This is a genomic window from Candidatus Kaelpia aquatica, assembly GCA_030765335.1.
Classification (GTDB): domain Bacteria; phylum Omnitrophota; class Gorgyraeia; order Kaelpiales; family Kaelpiaceae; genus Kaelpia; species Kaelpia aquatica.
Window position 1 is genome coordinate 55,492 of the sequence record JAVCCU010000025.1, and the last position, 18,940, is coordinate 74,431.

The window sequence follows — 18,940 nt, forward strand, 5'->3', positions numbered from 1 at the left end:
CCCATCTTATACAGTAACATCTGCATACAAACGTATGCAGATGTTACCATTCGCACTCGATAAATCCTTTACAAAACAGGGGTTTGTAGTATAGTTTATCAATATATAAAGAGTTGCGGGTTTTAGTTTAACAGAACCTCAGTCTCTCTGTTAGTCTCTGATAGAGTAAATTTATATTATTGTTATGAATAATGATTTTAAATATATATATGGTCCGGTATCATCTTGGAGACTAGGTTCTTCTTTGGGTATAGACCCTATATCTGGAGAGAATAAAATTTGCGGTTTTGATTGTATCTATTGTCAGATAAAAGAACCAAGCTTATTGAGCCTAAAGAGAGAAATTTTTGTAAATACTGAATTAATTGCTGATGAATTACAATCCTTACCCTCTGGTTTAAACATTGATTGTATTACTCTCTCAGGTAGGGGTGAGCCTACTTTGGCTTTAAACATTAAAGATATAACTAGTGCTGCAAAGAGCATCTTAGGTCATCCAGTTGCGCTTCTTACTAACTCTACAATGCTTTTAAGAGAAGATGTTAGAGATGATATCTCTGACATTGATTTTGTAATAGCCAAGATAGATGCTTCTAGTAATGAATATTTAAGGGCCATAAATAAGCCGCATGAAGATTTAGATTTTTTAAGCATCTTAGATGGAATTAAGAGGTTTAGAGTTAATTATAAAGGAAAATTTGGAATTCAGATTATGTTTTTAAAGTCGAATGAGTCTGAGGCTAAAGGTATTGCAAGGCTGGTCTCTGAGTTAGCACCGGATGAGGTCCAGCTTAATACCCCCTTGCGTGATTCTGCAGTCAAGGCTTTATCAAAAGAGGAGATGGGCAGAATAACAGAATTCTTTAAGGACTTTAATGTAATTTCGGTTTATGATAGAGAGAAGAAAATAGTAGAGTCAATAAGTGAGGAAGATACAATGAGAAGAAGGGGGAAGAACCATGATAGTTGATATAACTCACCTAAAACCCAAGGAGAGCGGCGTGGTTGTTGAGATAAAGGGCGGCACTGGCCTTATTGACCGCCTTAAAAGCATGGGCATAAGAGTTAGCAAGCGGGTAAGTAAGGTTAGCTCTCATTTTTGGAGAGGTCCGCAGACTATTGAGATTGATAATTTTACAGTTGCTATCGGCCATGGAATGGCTAAGAAGATTATAGTAGATACAGATAAATGAAAAACGTTCTATTAGTTGGAAATCCCAATGTAGGTAAGAGCGCTATATTCTCTCGTCTTACAGGGGCAAGAGTTGTTATATCTAACTTTCCCGGCTCAACCGTTGAATATACAAAAGGCCGGAGCAAGATCTTTGGAGATGTTGTAGATGTAATAGATATCCCAGGTACTTATAGTTTAAAGCCTAATTGTTGCGCTGAAGAGATTGCAGTCAAGATGCTTGATCAGGGCGATGTCATTGTAAATGTAGTTGACGCGACGAATTTAGAGAGAAATCTCTATCTTACTCTAGAATTAATAGAGAGAGGTTCTCCTGTTATAGTTGCGTTAAATATCTGGGATGAGACAAAGCATCGTGGAATCAGTATAGATATTAAGAGATTAGAAGAGCTGCTAGGGGTGCCTGTTGTAAGTACTTGCGGCTTGACGGGGGAAGGCATAAGGGAGTTAGCATTAAAGATGAAAGATCTAAAGCCAAAACATAGAGAGGATGTTTCTGATGAGCAGCGTTGGATAGAGATAGGCAATATTACTCAAGAGGTGCAGAAGCTTCACCACAGGCATCATACGTTTCTTGAGATTTTAGAAGGTTTGAGTATTAGACCTTTTAGCGGTTTGATCATAGGGCTTCTTATTATGGCAGTCTCTTTCTTTGTGGTCAGACTTGTAGGCGAGGGCATTATTAATTATCTATTGGATCCGTTATTTGAAAATTACTGGCTTCCTATAATGGACAGCCTAAGTGCCGTTATCTCTAAGTTTAGTTTTTTGCATTATATAGTAATAGGCAGGCTAATAGATGGAGGGATAGATTTTGGGCTCTCATTTGGGCTTTTGACTACAGGTCTCTATGTACCCATCGTTATGGTTGCTCCTTATATTTTGAGCTTCTATTTTGTTTTAGGGCTTATGGAGGATTTTGGTTATCTTCCACGTCTTGCTGTTTTAGTTGATAATGTGATGCATAAGTTGGGATTACACGGTTATGCTGCTGTGGGGATGATCTTAGGACTAGGCTGCAATGTCTCTGGTGCTCTATCGGTACGATTACTCGAAAGTAAGAGGGAGAAGTTTATTGCTTCAACGCTTCTTAGCATTGCGGTGCCCTGCATGGCTCAGATTGCCGTTATAGTTGGACTATTAGGTGCAAGAAGTCATAAGGCGGTAATGGTTGTATTTTTAACCCTTCTTTTGCTTTGGTTCATAATAGGCTATGTTTTAAATAAGGTTTTAAAAGGGGAGAGCATCCCTTTGATGCTTGAGATTCCTCCATATAGAAGGCCTCAGTTAGGAGCGGTCTTAAAAAAACTCTGGATGCGGATATCAGGTTTTTTACTCACTGCGATACCCTATGTATTATTAGGCGTTCTTTTGGTTAATATGCTCTATGCTTTTGGGGTAGTAGATTTCTTTGCTCGCATTTTTTCACCGCTGCTTAAAAATATCTGGGGTCTGCCATCAGAGGCAATATCGGCATTATTAGTTGGATTTTTAAGAAAAGATGTTGCTGTGGGTATGTTGGGACCAATGGGTTTAACATTGAAGCAGCTTACTATAGGCTGTGTTATTCTTGCCATATACTTTCCCTGTTTTGCTACTTTCATAGTCTTATTTAAAGAGTTGGGGTTAAGAGATATGCTAAAAGCGGCAGTTATTATGATATCTGTAGCGATTATAGTAGGCGGAGCACTTAACTTCATACTTTAGCTACAAGTTATATAAATTTTTCTTTAAGAAATAGTATTTTAGCAGGAAATATTCAGATTTAAACAGAGAGTTAAAATATCATATATTCAAGTTCTTTTAAAATGGGCTGGGGATTTATCTATTTGACTTTTAAGTCCTTATTATTTAGAATTCTTGCTATGAAAAACTTCAAAATCTTTGTTGTATTTATAGTCTTTTTTAGCTTTCTGAACAATGCGTTCTCTTTTTGGATCTGGACTCCTGAGACAGGTAAGTGGATAAACCCTGATAGCTATGTTCGGGATACGCCTGATGAACAATTTAATCTGGGTTATAAGAAATTTCAGGAGGAAGACTTTAAAGGAGCTATTGAGGCTTTTAAAAAACTCGTCAAATATTATGAAAAGTCAAAGTATGCTCCGGAAGCACAGTTCTACATTGGCCAGGCTCAGGAGAGGCTAGGTAAATATTATCCGGCATTTAAAGCATACCAGAAGATTATAGACACATATCCTTATACATCAAGAGTCGATGAGGTTATATCTTTGGAATATAAGATAGCCAATCTCTATTTTGTGAAAGATAACGAAGATAGGAATTTGATGGAGAAGATATCTTTCTTAGATGATAATTCAAGAGCTATTGAGATATTTAAAAAAGTAGTTGATAACTCTCCTTACGGAGAGTATGCGCCTTTGGCCCAATTTAAATTGGGCCTGGTATATAAGCGTATAGGCGATTATTCCGGAGCAGAAGAGGCTTTTAAAAATCTTATTACAGGTTATCCAGGCTCTGAATTGGCGGATGATGCAGTTATACAGCTTGCAGAGGTTGCATCAGAGAGGGAGGTTAAGGTAGACTATTCTCAGGAAGGGACGGAGGTTGCAATTAAGAGATTAGAAGAGATGTCCCAAGTTGGTGAGATGCCTGAAGAAGGCGATAAAATATTAGCAAGGCTAAAAGCGCGTAAGGCAGAGAGCCTTTATAATACAGCCAAGTTTTATGAGAAGCAGAAGCTATATGATAGCGCCGTGATATATTATGAAGAAGTAGTTAAACAGTATCCCAATACTGATTGGGCTGTAATAGCTGCGGGGAAAGTGGCAGCATTTAAGAAGAAGGAAAATTAATTGAAAAGACCAACAGCATTACTATTGGCTGCTTTAATTGTTTCAGGTTGCGGCTACACTTTAAGAAGTGTTCAAAACTTACCTTATAAGACAATCTATATCCCGACGTTCTCTAATAGAATTTCTATAAATAGCATCTCTTCAGATTATAAGCTCTACTATCGTGGTCTTGAGATAGAGCTTGAGAATATTTTGAGAGAGAGATTTAGATATGATGGTAATGTTCTTCCTGTTTCTAACATGCAAGATGCTGATATAGCTATAGAAGGCGAGATATTAGATTATAATAAAAGTGCTTTAAGCTATGCTAGCGATGAAGATGTTGATGAGTATAGGATTACGGTTAGCACAAATGTCCGCCTCCTAGAAAAAGAAGAAGAGCTGTGGAGTGAGAGTATATCTGGAGAGTCAACATATCTGACAACAGGAGCTAACGCTAAAAGCGAGACTCAGGCTTTAAGGGATGCTCTAGGTGATCTATCCAGAAAGATTGTAGATAGAGTAGTAGCTAACTGGTGAGTACTTTTTTAATACATTCAAAAGATAGTACCCTTGCTGAGATATTCCTAGAGTCTCAGGTCAAAAGTTTAAATCTCAAGAAAGTTCAAAGATATTCTCTTAAATCTAGAAGTTTTGAAGATATTATTGCTGAGATATTTAATTGCTCTCTTTTTGAAGATAAAACATTATATTTCCTAGATAATGCCGAAGCTCTTAAACCTAAAAATATAGCCTTCTTAAAAGAGAAGATAGATTTTACACAACTCAAAGATAGCTATATTTTTAATCTTACAAGTAAGACTTATTGGTTGCAGCTGCCTAAATGGGAAGGTATCAAAGGGTTAAAGATTATGGAATTACGATTTAACCCGAGCGATATAAAGTTATATCTCGAGGAGTTTAGCGGTAAGAAAATCTCCCAAGAAGTTATAAGTTATATAGTAAAGATATATAACAAGAGCAGGGATTTTAAATCTATTCTTGATGCTGTTTCAAAGGTTGAGCTGCTTTATCCCGAGAAAGATTATATAGACTTAGGTTCTCTTAGTGAATTTCTCCAGGAGAGAGAGCCGCCCGAGATGAAGTATCTTTACGAGAGTATATTGGCAAAGGATGCAAAACGTTCTCTTGAGACAGTCTTGTCTCTAAAGGAAAAAGGCTATAAGGATGAGAAAATACTGCTCTCTCTTATGCCTCGCTTTCTTGATAATGTAGATAATAAAGAGGCTGATTTTATTGTTCATCTGGAGAAGAGTTTTAAAACTGGCAAGAAAGATGCCTACTCTTTGATTTTGGATTTAATCCTGTTTTTTACACAGAGAGAGATCTTTAAAGTATCTATCGGAGTTTTTAATGATTAAAGAAATAATAAAAGTGGGAGACAGTTTTATAGAGGCTGTTTCAATTAAATTAGGGAATCATAATCTTATTATTCTAAGGGGTAGTCGAGGTTATATCATGTGCGGTTATCTTAATATGGATGTAGCAGATAATTTTGGAGATATTGCAATTAAGATAACAGGAGTTGGGACAATTCAGGAAGCATTGGATACAGCTGCTAAAGAGGTTAGCAGGGAGGCTAAGAATATCGGCATCTATGAGGGCCAGAGTATTAATGAGATTCTTAAGTTAATTGTATAGGAGGTATAAGCTATGAAAAGATTAGTCTTTGTCGTTACCGGTTTAATCTTAATGTTATCTTCTTTAGGTTATGCTCAAGATAGAGTGCTTGTATTAAGAGAGGCAAAAGAACACAGGAAAGCAACAGCTGCAGTAGAGGCTTATTTAGAAGGCAATACTTTAGAAGTAACAGTAATAGCCAGGATGGATAGGACAAAGCCCAGAATATACAATGTAATAGTGATTGGTCCTAAGATTGGCCGTTTGGTACCCAAGATGCGTGATACTCTCTATCCCACCATGGATAACGAAGAGCCTTTCCCGACAAAGAAGAGCGGTGGATTTATAAGATTCTCTAGTAAAGATGAGGTAAAGAAAACGTCAGGGACGCTTACAAAAGAACTCTTAAAATTTGAGATTCCAGGTGAGAAAGTGATAGCTGGGAAGCGTTATCAGATTTGGGTTAAGATAGAGAGCATGCAGAGAGGCGGAGATAAAGAGTCGTTCAAGTTTGACTTAGAGGATTTTGCCTCCTATTTTTAAGAAATGTTTTTATAATTTTTTCTCTTTAAAATTTAAATTAGATATTTAATTTTTAGCTTGCTTGATGCAAATAAATTTAGTATTTTAATCCAAACTACTACGAAGTTGTTCTACCTCAAAGAAGAGTTGTGAAATTATCCAAATTGCTGTTGATTAGTTAGTTCTTATTGGTATAATAGTGCTCAAATTTTAATCATTATTAAGGAGGGTTTATGCCGAAGCGTTCCGATATCCACAAAGTTTTAATAATAGGATCAGGCCCGATAATTATAGGTCAGGCTTGCGAGTTTGACTATTCAGGGACTCAAGCCTGTAAGGCTCTTAAAGAAGAAGGTTATGAGGTTATCCTTGTTAATTCTAACCCGGCAACTATTATGACTGACCCTGAAATGGCTGATAAGACATACATCGAGCCTTTAACGGTTGAGACTATAGCGAAAATTATAGAGAAGGAGAGACCTGATGCCTTGCTCCCTAATCTTGGCGGTCAAACCGGATTAAATCTATCTTCTGCTTTACATAAAGAAGGAATACTTAATAAATATAATGTTGAGGTAATAGGAGTAAAGATTGATGCTATAGAGCGCGGTGAAGACAGGCTGGCTTTCAAAGAGACGATGAATAAGCTTGGAATTCCGCTTGCAAAGTCTGATGTGTCTCATTCAGTTGAGGAAGCAGAGAAAATAGCTAATGAGCTAGGTTATCCGGTTGTGCTGCGTCCTGCATATACTATGGGCGGTACAGGAGGAGGCATAGCTTATAACATTGAAGAGTTAAGGACTATTGTTGCGCGTGGCCTTGCAGTAAGTATTGTAGGCCAAGTTTTAGTTGAAGAGGCTGTTGTCGGCTGGGAGGAGCTTGAGCTTGAAGTAGTCCGTGATGAAAAAGATCAAAAAATTACAGTATGTTTTATTGAAAATGTAGATGCGATGGGTGTACATACCGGAGACAGCTTCTGCGTTGCTCCTATGCTTACGGTACCTAAAGATTTACAGAAAAAATTACAGGATATTTCATATAAGATAGTTGATGCAATAGGTGTAATAGGTGGAACAAATGTTCAATTTGCCCATAATAAAAAAGATGGCAGAATCGTTGTTATTGAGATAAATCCCAGAACTTCTCGCTCATCAGCCCTTGCCTCAAAGGCAACAGGATTTCCTATTGCAAGAGTTTCAACCAAGCTTGCAGCAGGTCTAACAATGGATGAGATTCCTTACTGGAGAGACGGAACGTTAGAGAAGTATACACCCAGTGGTGATTATGTTGTAGTTAAATTTGCACGCTGGGCATTTGAAAAGTTTTCACAAGCAAAAGATATACTTGGTACTCAGATGAAAGCAGTGGGAGAGGCTATGAGTATTGCGAAAACCTTTAAGGAGTCTTTTCAAAAATCTATCAGGTCTCTTGAAATAAAGAGGTATGGTTTAGGAGGAGTAAAAAAGTTTAAAGACCTTTCGTTATATCAGCTAAAAAAGAAGTTAGTCCATCCTTCTAGTGAGAGAGTTTTTATTATATATGAAGCCTTAAGAAAAGGCATGACGGTAGAGGAGCTTTATGAGGTTACTCATATAGGAGAGTGGTTTTTAGGAGAGATGAAAGAGCTGGTTAATTTTGAGGAGAAGATAATTACTGAAGATTGGAAAAGTTTATCTAAGGATAACCTGAGAAAAGCTAAAGAGCTTGGCTTCTCTGACAAATATTTAGCCGCTCTCTTTAACATTAAAGAGATAGAAGTCAGAGAGAGGAGGATCTCTTTAGGTATAGAAGTTCGTTTTGAAGCTGTCCCTGTAAGCGGGATTGAAGATGCAGCCTACTATTATTCGACCTATTCTCAAGGAGAAGATGAAGTCTCTGTTTCAGATAATAAGAAGATTATGATTCTTGGCGGAGGCCCTAATAGGATAGGCCAAGGTATAGAGTTTGACTATACTTGTGTCCATGCTACATTTGCTTTAAAGGACGAAGGCTTTGAAACTATCATGGTCAACTGTAATCCCGAGACCGTTTCTACTGATTATGATACTTCTGATAAGCTGTATTTTGAGCCTTTAACAGTCGAAGATGTTTTAGCTATACACAAAAAAGAGAAGCCTCAAGGTGTTATTGTGCAATTTGGTGGTCAGACGCCGTTAAACATTGCTCAAGAATTAAAAGATTGCGGGGTTAATATATTAGGGACATCTCCTGAGAGTATCCATTTTGCAGAAGATAGAGAACGTTTTAGAAAAAAGATGATAGATTTAAATGTTCTTCAGACCGAGGGCGGCATAGCGCGTTCAGTAGATGAGGCTGTTAAGATAGCTGAAAATATCGGATATCCCCTGATGGTTAGGCCCTCCTTTGTTTTAGGGGGACGGGGTATGGAGATCATATATGAGAAAGAGAGGCTATTAAAATATGCTGAAGAGGCGATAGATATATCACCTGAATACCCAATGCTTATCGATAGATTTCTAGAGAATGCTGTTGAGCTTGAAGTTGATGCTTTATCTGATGGCGAAAATTCTTTCGTTGCATCTATCATGGAACATATTGAATATGCCGGAGTGCACTCTGGTGATTCTGCCTGCGTTATCCCAACCAGAACCATATCTAAAGAACATCTTGATAAAATAGAGGAGTATACAAAGGTAATAGCAAAAGAGCTTAAAGTCGTCGGGTTGATAAATATTCAGTATGCTATCTGTGATAATAAGGTCTATATCTTAGAGGCAAACCCCAGAGCGTCCCGTACAGTACCTCTAGTTTCAAAAATTACCGGAATACCTATAGCAAGGATCGCGACTCTTCTTATGTTGGGTAAAAAGATAAAAGATTTTAAGGAATTGAAAAAGTATGATCTGCCTTATTTTGGAGTCAAAGAGGCAGTATTTCCTTTTAATATGTTCCCCGAAGTTGACCCCGTATTGGGGCCTGAGATGAAAGCAACAGGTGAGGTGATGGGAATATCCGATAGTTTCGGGCTTGCATTTTATAAGGCTCAAGAAGCTGCTGGAACCAAGCTTCCAACCTCAGGGTCTGTTCTATTGACAGTTAAAAATAAAGATAAAGAGTTGCTTCTTCCAATTGCAGAAGGGTTAGATAGATTAGGTTTTAAGATATATGCTACAGAGGGTACAGCTGATTTTCTAGGAGATAATGGACTAGAAGTTTCAAAGGTAAAAAAGTTACACCAGGGCAGGCCTAATGTAGCAGATCTTATTAAAAATAAAGAGCTCCAGCTTATTATAAATACTCCTGTCGGTAAAGAGAGCAAGTATGATGATAGCTATATTAGAATTATGGCTATTCAGAATAAAATCTCTTACATGACTACTATCTCAGCTGCATTGGCTGGAGTAGAAGGGATTGAAGCTGCTAAAGGTAAAGATCTTACAGTTAAGGCTTTGCAGGATTATTATAAAGATAAATAGCAGTTCTTTTATCTTTTTACTCTGATATGAAGCGTTTTACTTTCCATAAACCGGAACTAGTTGTCCCTGCCGGTGACTGGCCATCTTTAATTACGGCTGCCGAGAATGGGGCAGATAGTATTTACTTCGGTATCCAAGGATTAAATATGCGTGAACGCGCCTCCAATTTTAAGATTTCAGATTTAAAAAAGATTATGCGATTGTTGCATCAGAAGAAGGTCAAAGGGTACCTTGCTCTCAATGTTGTAGTTATGAACGATGAGCTAAAAAGAGTAGAAAGAGTTCTGCTAAAGGCTAAGGAGAGCAATGTTGATGCTGTAATAGCATGGGATATGGCCGTTATCTCCTTAGCGAAAAGAATAGGATTAAAGATCCATCTCTCAACTCAAGCCAGTATCTCTAATATTGAAGCAATAAAATATTACAATAGATTAGGTATTAAGAGGGTTGTTTTGGCGCGGGAATGCAGTCTCTCTGATATGAGAAAGATTAAAGTTTTAATAAAAAAAGAAAATTTAGATACTCAAATAGAGACTTTTATCCATGGCGCGATGTGTGTCAGTATATCGGGCAGGTGTTTTTTATCCGAGCATTCTTATGGAGAGTCTGCAAATAGAGGCAGGTGTCTGCAGCCTTGCAGGCGTGAGTTCATTATAAAAGAGAGACAGGGTGATTTAGAGTATATCTTAGGCAAAGACTATATCTTAAGCCCAAAAGATTTATGTACGATAGATTTTATAGATAGCCTAATAAGAGCAGAGATAGATGCCTTTAAGATTGAAGGTAGGATGCGTTCTCCAGAGTATATAAAGATTGTGGTCTCTGTCTATAGGGAGGCTATAGATGCTTTTTATGAAAATAGGCTAAGTGAATCTTTAAAGAGAAGGCTTAAGAAAGAACTTAAGAGTGTATATAATAGAGGATTTTCAGATGGATTTTATTTTAAAAGTCCTGATGGAGATATAAGCAAGCGTTTAGAGCACCTCTATGAGAAGATATACTTGGGTGAGGTTAAAAAGTTTTATCCTAAGATCTCTGTTGCAGAGATATTAGTCCAAGCTGGACCTCTGAAGAAGGATGACGAGTTATTATTTGTAGGTAAAAGTACTCCAGTTCAATTTGTAAAAGCATCTGAGATTCAGCAAGAGCATAAATATGTAACTCGAGTCAAGAAAGGCGAATTAGCTGGAATCAAGGTTCCTTTCAAGGTTAGGTTAGGTGATAAGGTTTATGCTTGGAGAAAAAAATAGATATTGACAGTAAAATTGATAGACTAGAAAATATTATTTAAGATATGGAAGCCTTAAATAGTTTAGGAGTATTGCTTGGAAGACCCTGGTCTTAGGAGTCAATCTTTATCTTACCGTTGCTGGCCTGGGTATATTAAATAGGATTGGCGCGGCAAGTCTGCCTGGCTAGTCTTGGTACTCTTTCTAACCCTTATCATAGGACTTGCTGTTATTATGTATCTCGTTGAGTTTTTTGCAGAAAAAATTCCATATCTTGATTCTGATCTTATTGCTCTTAATATTTCGTATGCCTGAAATGCATTGTAGAATATTTTTATGCAAAAGGTTGTTCAAATGAGAGTTAAGTAATGATGCAAGATAAAATCTAAGTTATTATGATGGAGAAATGTAAACCATTATTACGATAAATTTGATTTATTAAATGTAGATAAGGGTGAAATCTACTTTTTAACCTTTGCTTGATTCAATAAAGATTGTAGTCGAGATATATGACGTGAAGCTTTGTTCTTATGGATAATATTCTTGCTTCCAGCCTGCATTAATCTTTTCTCAAGTTCTTTAAAATATTCTTCAGCCTCTGGCAACTTATTTTTACTTACCAGTTCTCTGAATTTTTTAATCTTAGTCTTGAGCTCTGATTTTACAGTTTTGTTTCCAGCTTCTCTTTTTATGTTTTGCTTTAATCTTTTACAGGCAGACTTTAAATTCGGCATTGTAAAACCTCCAATTTTGGAACAAAATATAGCATATATCATTTCGGTTTGTCAAACAATTTAAATTGGTGTATAAGAATAAACATGTTTAAACAGATATTGAGGAAGTCTTTTACGATTGGAACAGCCACTTTTATCAGCAGGATATTGGGGTTTGTACGAGATGTTTTAATTGCTTTTTTCTTTGGGACTGGTTATGGGGCTCAGGCTTTTGTTGTGGCTTTTCGCCTTCCAAATATTTGGCGCAGCTTTGTTGGGGAGGAGGCGGTTAATGCTGCGGTTGTCCCGGTTTTGTCTGAATATAGAGCTAAGGAGGATTTAGATAATTTTAAGAGTCTATCCAAGTCTCTTATAAAGTCTTCTGCATTTATCTTAATTTTGATTACTGTAGGTGGGGTTTTTTTTGCTCCATTGTTAATTAAGTTAATAGCGCCTGGCTTTATAGCTGATATCCAAAAATATGTTCTTTCCGTTAAATTGACCAGGGTAATATTCCCCTATGTGTTTCTTATAGGGTTAACGGCTATGGTGGCTGGAATTGCAATATCTCAAAGAATATTCTGGAGCTACTCCTGGGCCTCTGCTGCTTTAAATATCTCTATTATATCCAGCATTCTTTTCTTAGGCAGAAGATACGGAGTCTATGCATTAGCTTTTGGAATAATAATAGGCGGCATCATTGAGCTTTTGATGCAGTTTTTTGCTATAAGAGGGAAAGGAATATATAGAGCAAAGGCTAGGATGTTCCATCCAGAGTACGGCAGGATTTGGAAGCTGCTGCTTCCTAGGTTTCTTGGTGCAGGAGTCTATCAAGTCAGTATATTCATAGATACTATCTTAGCCTCTCTTCAATCTATTGTAGGCTCTGGTGCTATTGCAGCTCTATATTATGCTCAGAGATTCGTGCAGCTACCTTTGGCTGTTTTTGCTACCTCTCTTGCAACTGCGGCATTGCCTTTCTTCTCTGCCAGGAGAACAAAAAATGAAAGTGCATCTATAGGAGATAATCTAATTCTCTCTTTAAGGTTTGTAGCCTTTATTATGATACCGGCAACGTTCGGGTTTTTTATTTTGGCAAAAGAGATAATATCTGTTGTTTTTCAACACGGAAGTTTTTCAAGCTATTCCACAGCTATAACATCTAGCGCTTTGAGGTTCTATGCTTTAGGTTTGCTATTTTATGCGGGGATAAAGATCCTCGTTGTTACTTTCTATTCTATGCAGGATACTTTGACGCCAGTTAAGATTTCGATAATATCTTTAGCTATAAATATAGTAGGTAGTGTTGCCTTAATGTTTTCAATGAAAATCTCAGGCCTATGTCTTGCTACCTCTTTTGCTGCAAGTTGCAATTTCACCTTGCTGTTTCTGGCTTTAAATAAAAAGATAAAGTTCTATAATAAAAATTTTATTATAGGCATTCTAAAGATCTTGCTCTGTTCTGTTATTATGGCCGGAACCCTGCTATTTACTAAAAAACTGTTTTTTGAAAACATCTCTTCAGATATCTTGGCTCTTATCTCTCTGATATCACTATCAATATTTGCCTATCTACTTTCAAGCCTTTTTATAAACAACGAAGACTTACGGAAATTTATATGGTGCAGCAAGAAAGAATAGCTAGGCTTCCTGATTCATCCGGAGTCTATATTTTTAAAGATAAGAAAAATGAGATTATCTATATAGGTAAGGCTAAATCAATATTAAAAAGAGTCCGCAGTCATTTTTATTCCAAAAATATTAACTCAAAGGGTGAGAAGTTAATTTCTAGAGTAAGAGATATTGATTTTATTATCACTGCTTCTGAAGCTGAAGCACTATTGCTTGAATCATATCTTATTAAAAAAGAGAAGCCTTTTTACAATATAAGCTTAAGGGATGATAAATCTTACCCTTATCTTAAGATCACGCTTAAAGATGATTTTCCGCGTATCTTGATAACTCGCAATAAGAACAAAGATGGATCGCTTTATCTAGGTCCTTATCCAGATGCTAAGGGATTGAAAATGACTCTTAAAACATTAAGAGAGATTATCTCTTTTAGGAGCTGTAGGAAATTTAATAAGAATGGCTGCCTCTATCTACATATAGGCTTCTGTCCTGGGCCTTGCCTGGAGAAGATAAGCAAAACAGAGTATCGCAGAAATATTTTAATTGCAGTGAAGACTCTTCTTGGAGATAGAGAAGGAGTCATAAAGGATTTAACAGAAGAGATGGATGGCTATGTTAAAAAAAGAGAATACGAGAAAGCTGCTAAATCGCGGGATAGACTGAGGTTTCTGGGGAATAGTTCAGGTATCTTTGGTCTTAGTGGAGGGATTAATGTATTAGAGAATATAAAGAGTATACTGAATCTCCCTAAAGTACCCCGTATTATTGATGCTGTGGATATTTCCAATGTATCTGGTACTTCTGCAGCCGGCGCCGTGATTAGATTTAAAGACGGGGTTAAAGATAGAGAGCTCTATCGCAAATTTAGACTGAAAAAACAGAACTTTATAGATGATTATGAGATGATGGCTGAAGTTGTACTGAGGCGCTATAGAGATCTTTTTAAGAAAAAAGAAGATTTACCCGATCTTATCATGCTTGATGGCGGCAAGGGTCACTTGAATAGAATTGGTGCGATTATTGATAAGGATTTTGAAATAGATATACCTCTGATTGCCTATGCTAAAGGAAGAGATCTTATTCACTCCAGATATAGGAAAATCCCTATTGCTCTGCCTCAGAACTCTTTGGAGAAGAATTTACTTATTAGAATAAGAGATGAGGCTCATAGATTTGCTATTGGATACCATAGAAGTTTAAGAGGGAAGAGAATGAAAGAGACTGCTTTTGAAAATATACCTGGAGTCGGTATATCTAAAGTCAATGCTGTTTTAAGGTATCTCAGTGATTTAGGCTGTTATGAAAATATATCGGTTTCAGATTTAAAAAGAATCAAAGGTATCGGCGATATGCTTGCAGAGAGGATGTATGATTACGTTAAAAAGAGAGGAGCTTAAGAAGTCTCTTAAGAGTTACTGCTAAAGCTATGTCAGGGAATCTCTATCCTTTTAAAGAACTTTTAATCTCAAAGCGTCCAAAATATGTTACACTACTTAGAAGTTACTATGTTTGGAAAAAAGAGTAAAATCCGCTATAATAAAGAAGCGTAAATAAATATTATGATCCATTGGAGGAGATATGAGAGATGAATTAATGCAAAGAGCAGCAGGGCTTAAAGAGAGATTTCAAGAACTGCGAGGTTTTCTTTAACCTGGATAAAAAGAACAACTATATAGCAGAGATAGAAAAAAAGATGTCTCAGCCTGGATTCTGGGATCAGGGCTCCAAAAATACCAGCATTCTTAAAGAGCTAAAAATTCTTAAAGAGAGTGTTGAGGGCTTTAAGTTCCTAGAGAGAGAATTACGAGATTTAGAGGAGTTGATTGGCATATCGACGGATGAGGAGAGCAGCTCCTTGTCTAAAGAGCTGAATAAAGTTGAGTCAGAGATTGATAGGTTGGAGTTTAAGATTTATCTAAGTGAACCCTATGATTCTGGTAATGCTATAATTTCAATCCATGCCGGTGCTGGTGGTACAGAGTCTTGTGATTGGGCTCAGATGTTAATTAGGATGTATTCTAGGTGGGTTGAAAAAAAAGGGTATAAGATAGAGATGCTGGATGTTTTAGAAGGTGAAGAGGCTGGTATTAAAAGGGCTACTTTTATTATAAAAGGCGATTATGTCTATGGTTTTTTAAAATCTGAGAAAGGGGTTCATAGGTTGGTGAGGATATCACCTTTTGATGCAAATAAGCGCAGGCATACTTCTTTTGCATTGGTTGAGTCGCTGCCTGAAGTCGAAGCTGTTGAGGTAGCTATAGATGACAAAGATTTAAGAGTTGATACATTCCGTTCTTCAGGCGCTGGCGGTCAACATGTAAATACAACAGATTCTGCAATACGTATAACACACAATCCAACCGGTGTTGTTGTTGAGTGTCAAAATGAACGTTCTCAGCATAAAAATAAAGCTTCAGCTATGAAGGTTTTAAGGTCTAAAATCTATGATTTAAATAAAGAGAAACAGAAAGAGGAACTTCAGGGGATGCGGGTTAAAGGGGATATAGGCTGGGGGCACCAGATACGGTCCTATGTCTTGCATCCCTATACTATGGTAAAAGACCATAGAACTAATCTAGAGGTTGGTAATGCTCAAGGCGTATTGGATGGTAATATAGACAGCTTCATAGAAGCGTATTTAAAGAAAAGATAAAGGATATAATGCTATGAATTTTATAATGAGAAAGATCGTAGGAACCCAGAATGAAAGGGAGTTAAAAAAACTCAATCCTCTGGTTGATAAAATAGGGTCTTATGAAGATGAAATGCAGGGATTGACTGATGCAGAGCTGCGTCTTAAAACTGATCAATTTAGAGAGAGGCTTTTGGATAGAGAGAGCTTAGACGATATTCTACCCGAGGCTTTTTCAGTTGTAAGAGAAGTTGCAAAAAGAAGGCTGAAAATGAGGCATTTTGATTCCCAGCTTATAGGTGGTGCAGTGCTTCACCAGGGTAAGATTGCTGAGATGGCAACAGGTGAAGGCAAGACTCTCGTTGCGACACTCCCTGCTTATTTAAATGCTTTAAGTTCAAAGGGAGTACATATTGTTACTGTAAATGATTATCTTGCTAAGCGTGATAGGGATTGGATGGGTCCTGTCTATGAATCGTTAGGATTGACTGTAGGTGTTATCGTACACGGACAGAACCATGTTCAGAAAAATACAGCCTACAGTTGCGATGTTACCTATGGCACAAACAATGAGTTTGGGTTCGATTATTTAAGAGATAATATGGTTATATCTTCAGAAGATGTAGCGCAGCGTTCTCATCATTATGCTATAGTGGACGAAGTCGATTCAATACTCGTTGATGAGGCAAGGACTCCGCTTATCATCTCGGGACCTTCTGAGGAGTCAGTAGATAAATATTATCTTGCAGATAAATTAGCTAAACAGCTTCAAGTAAGAGTAATTATTGATGCAAGAAATACCCAGGATGGGTTTACTATAATTAGAACTCAAGATGGACGTGAAGAGAAGATTCCTCGAGATGAGTTTAACGACAGCTGCGATGCTATAGTTGAGGAGAAGAGCAATAATTCTCGCATAACTCAGAAAGGCGAGAAAAAATGTGAAGAGATACTGAAAATAGGTAGCCTTTGGGAGGAGATGCCGGATGCTCATTCTGAACCTTGGGCTCATTATATTAATCAGTCTTTAAGGGCCAGGTCTCTATTTAAGAGAGATACTCATTATGTTGTAAAAGAGGGCCAGGTTTTAATAGTAGATGAATTTACAGGTCGTCTTATGCCTGGGCGCCGCTGGTCTGATGGCTTGCATCAAGCGATTGAGGCTAAAGAATCTCTTAAGATAGAACAGGAGAATCAGACTCTTGCGACTGTATCATTTCAAAATTATTTTAGAATGTATCAGAAGCTTTCTGGCATGACAGGGACGGCGGCTACAGAGGCTCCGGAGTTTAATAAGATATATAATTTAGACGTTATTGTTGTGCCTACCAATAAGCCTTTAAGAAGATCGCAGAATCTTGATGTTATCTATAAAAGCCAGAGAGAGAAGTTTAATGCAGTTGTCGATGATATCAGTCAGATGCATGAAGCGGGCAGACCCGTGCTTGTGGGAACAACATCTATAGAGAAATCTGAGATTATAAGTGAATTATTAAAAAGAAAAAATGTGACTCACAATGTTCTTAATGCTAAATATCATGAGAAAGAGGCTGAGATTATTGCTCAGGCAGGAAGACTTAAGGCAGTGACTATAGCGACAAATATGGCTGGTCGTGGAACAGATATTCTTTTAGGTGGTAACCCGGAATTTTTGGCAAAGACTAAATTAAGCCAAGATGGCAGGAATAGCGATGATATCACTAAAGAGGAGTCTGAAAGAGTAGCCCAAGAAACCGCATCTTTAGTGGAGGATGAGCATAAAAAAGTAATCGAACTGGGGGGCCTTCATATTATAGGAACAGAGCGTCACGAATCAAGGCGTATTGATAATCAGCTTAGAGGACGTTCTGGTCGTCAAGGGGACCCTGGCTCTTCAAAATTTTATCTATCACTAGAGGATGATCTAATGCGTATTTTTGGTTCTGAAAGAATTGCTATGATTATGGATAGGTTAGGAATTGAAGATGGCGAGAAGATAGAGCACGGTTTAATTACCAAGGCTATAGGTACGGCACAGAAAAGAGTTGAAGGCTTTAATTTCGAGATCAGGAAGCACCTCCTAGATTATGATGATGTAATGAACAAACAGCGTCAGGCGATATATGGCGAGCGCAGAAACGTGCTGTTTAATGAAAATTTAAAGGAACATATCTATGAAATAATAGATGAGGTCCTAGAATATCAGATAGAGATTTATATTTCCGAAGCCGAGTTGGCTGATAATTATGATTGGGATGGGATCTCTAAGTGGCTATTAGATAAATTTAGGATTCAAATTGCAGGAGATAGGATTAAAGATGAATCTTTAGAGGGCGAGAGAGAGCATAAAAGCAACTGGCATAGAATCGTAACCAGCTGTTTTGAATATCTGAGCGCCAAAATGAAAGAGATTTATCAAGATAGGGAGAGAGAGCTGGGAGAGGATGAGATAAGAAAATTAGAGAAGATGATATTCTTGCATGTTATAGATATGAGGTGGAAGCAGCACCTTTATGGTTTGGATTATTTGAGAGAGGGTATAGGTCTTAGAGCTTACGGTCAGAGAGATCCGCTGGTTGAATATAGAAATGAATCTTACATGATGTTTCAAGAGATGGCTTCAAGGATCAAGCTCGATGTTGTTGAGTATCTATTCAAATTCCATCCCAGGTTTAGAATGGCTTCAGGCGGTTTGATTGAAAAAGCTGCCCAGGACTACAAACATGAGGAGGTCAACCAGTTTCAGTCTTTAAAAAAGATGAAGGCTGAGTCTGAAGATCCAACTCGTTTGACGCCGCATGAGAAGTTAGGGGTAGATAGACATCAGACCTATACCAGAGATAGCAAAAAAGTAGGCAGAAATGATCCTTGCCCTTGCAGTAGCGGTAAGAAGTATAAAAAATGTTGTTATCCAAAGTATGGATGAAAATTTTTTTAGCTGTTCTGTTCTCCGCGTTATTGACAGCGGCCGGTTTTTATTGGTTCGATCTGTTTTTGCTTTTCTCTCTTGCTCCTTTAATCTATGCTGGGGTAAGCACAGCATCTTTTAAGAGAAAATTTTTATTAGGATATTTCTGGGGCATTATAGTCTTTAGTTTTTTATCTTATTGGGTTACTCATGTAGCCTTCCTTGGGTTCTTATCGGCAATCCTTTATCTCTCTTTATAC

Annotated in this window: 16 protein-coding genes; 15 read left to right on the forward strand and 1 reads right to left on the reverse strand. The window is 37.4% G+C overall.

The features are described 5' to 3' along the window. Positions 1-184 precede the first annotated feature (184 nt). The 10 genes from P9X27_04490 to P9X27_04535 all read left to right on the forward strand — a co-directional run bounded on the left by P9X27_04490 (position 185) and on the right by P9X27_04535 (position 10,837). Positions 185-970, forward strand: coding sequence for a radical SAM protein (locus P9X27_04490; protein MDP8253642.1), 786 nt, complete (start codon positions 185-187; stop codon positions 968-970). Then, positions 960-1,193, forward strand: coding sequence for a FeoA family protein (locus tag P9X27_04495; protein MDP8253643.1), 234 nt, complete (start codon positions 960-962; stop codon positions 1,191-1,193). Before P9X27_04490 ends, P9X27_04495 begins: the two co-directional genes overlap by 11 nt. Beyond that, the gene (locus P9X27_04500; GenBank protein MDP8253644.1) at positions 1,190-2,899 is read left to right on the forward strand and encodes a ferrous iron transporter B; all 1,710 of its coding nucleotides are present in this window, start codon (positions 1,190-1,192) and stop codon (positions 2,897-2,899) included. Before P9X27_04495 ends, P9X27_04500 begins: the two co-directional genes overlap by 4 nt. A 158-nt stretch (positions 2,900-3,057) precedes the next feature. Further along, positions 3,058-4,008 carry a tetratricopeptide repeat protein gene (locus tag P9X27_04505; GenBank protein MDP8253645.1) on the forward strand — a complete coding sequence of 317 codons (951 nt, stop codon included), beginning with the start codon at positions 3,058-3,060 and terminating at the stop codon, positions 4,006-4,008. Continuing rightward, entirely contained in the window at positions 4,009-4,527 is a 519-nt protein-coding gene (locus tag P9X27_04510; GenBank protein MDP8253646.1) for an LptE family protein, read from the forward strand. Continuing rightward, entirely contained in the window at positions 4,524-5,369 is an 846-nt protein-coding gene (locus P9X27_04515) for a hypothetical protein (protein ID MDP8253647.1), read from the forward strand. Before P9X27_04510 ends, P9X27_04515 begins: the two co-directional genes overlap by 4 nt. Beyond that, the gene (locus tag P9X27_04520) at positions 5,362-5,649 is read left to right on the forward strand and encodes a DUF1805 domain-containing protein (protein ID MDP8253648.1); all 288 of its coding nucleotides are present in this window, start codon (positions 5,362-5,364) and stop codon (positions 5,647-5,649) included. The genes P9X27_04515 and P9X27_04520 overlap by 8 nt, the downstream gene beginning before the upstream one ends. A gap of 12 nt (positions 5,650-5,661) precedes the next feature. Next, the gene (locus tag P9X27_04525) at positions 5,662-6,171 is read left to right on the forward strand and encodes a hypothetical protein (protein MDP8253649.1); all 510 of its coding nucleotides are present in this window, start codon (positions 5,662-5,664) and stop codon (positions 6,169-6,171) included. A gap of 212 nt (positions 6,172-6,383) precedes the next feature. Beyond that, positions 6,384-9,587 (forward strand): carbamoyl-phosphate synthase large subunit, encoded by a 3,204-nt coding sequence (gene carB / locus P9X27_04530; protein MDP8253650.1) that lies wholly within the window; start codon positions 6,384-6,386, stop codon positions 9,585-9,587. A 26-nt stretch (positions 9,588-9,613) separates the two neighbouring features. Next, positions 9,614-10,837 carry a peptidase U32 family protein gene (locus P9X27_04535; GenBank protein MDP8253651.1) on the forward strand — a complete coding sequence of 408 codons (1,224 nt, stop codon included), beginning with the start codon at positions 9,614-9,616 and terminating at the stop codon, positions 10,835-10,837. A gap of 440 nt (positions 10,838-11,277) precedes the next feature. Here P9X27_04535 and rpsT read toward each other — a convergent pair whose 3' ends face one another. After that, positions 11,278-11,550 (reverse strand): 30S ribosomal protein S20, encoded by a 273-nt coding sequence (rpsT, locus tag P9X27_04540; GenBank protein ID MDP8253652.1) that lies wholly within the window; start codon positions 11,548-11,550, stop codon positions 11,278-11,280. A gap of 48 nt (positions 11,551-11,598) precedes the next feature. Between rpsT and murJ the strand changes: the two genes are divergently transcribed. From murJ to P9X27_04565, 5 genes are all read left to right on the forward strand, one after another. Continuing rightward, positions 11,599-13,170, forward strand: coding sequence for a murein biosynthesis integral membrane protein MurJ (gene murJ, locus P9X27_04545; protein MDP8253653.1), 1,572 nt, complete (start codon positions 11,599-11,601; stop codon positions 13,168-13,170). Continuing rightward, positions 13,149-14,558: an excinuclease ABC subunit UvrC gene (locus tag P9X27_04550; GenBank protein ID MDP8253654.1), complete on the forward strand. Its 1,410-nt coding sequence runs from the start codon at positions 13,149-13,151 to the stop codon at positions 14,556-14,558. Before murJ ends, P9X27_04550 begins: the two co-directional genes overlap by 22 nt. A 181-nt stretch (positions 14,559-14,739) precedes the next feature. After that, positions 14,740-15,814 (forward strand): peptide chain release factor 2 gene (prfB, locus tag P9X27_04555; GenBank protein ID MDP8253655.1). Its coding sequence is split into 2 segments (ribosomal slippage): positions 14,740-14,802 and positions 14,804-15,814, totalling 1,074 coding nucleotides; the frame shifts between segments, so codons are not numbered across the junction. Between the two features lie 13 nt (positions 15,815-15,827). Then, positions 15,828-18,698, forward strand: a complete 2,871-nt coding sequence (gene secA, locus P9X27_04560) for a preprotein translocase subunit SecA (GenBank protein ID MDP8253656.1) — start codon at positions 15,828-15,830, stop codon at positions 18,696-18,698. Continuing rightward, positions 18,695-18,940 (forward strand): hypothetical protein (locus tag P9X27_04565; GenBank protein ID MDP8253657.1); only part of this gene is annotated, 246 nt, incomplete at its 3' end. The genes secA and P9X27_04565, both read left to right, overlap by 4 nt.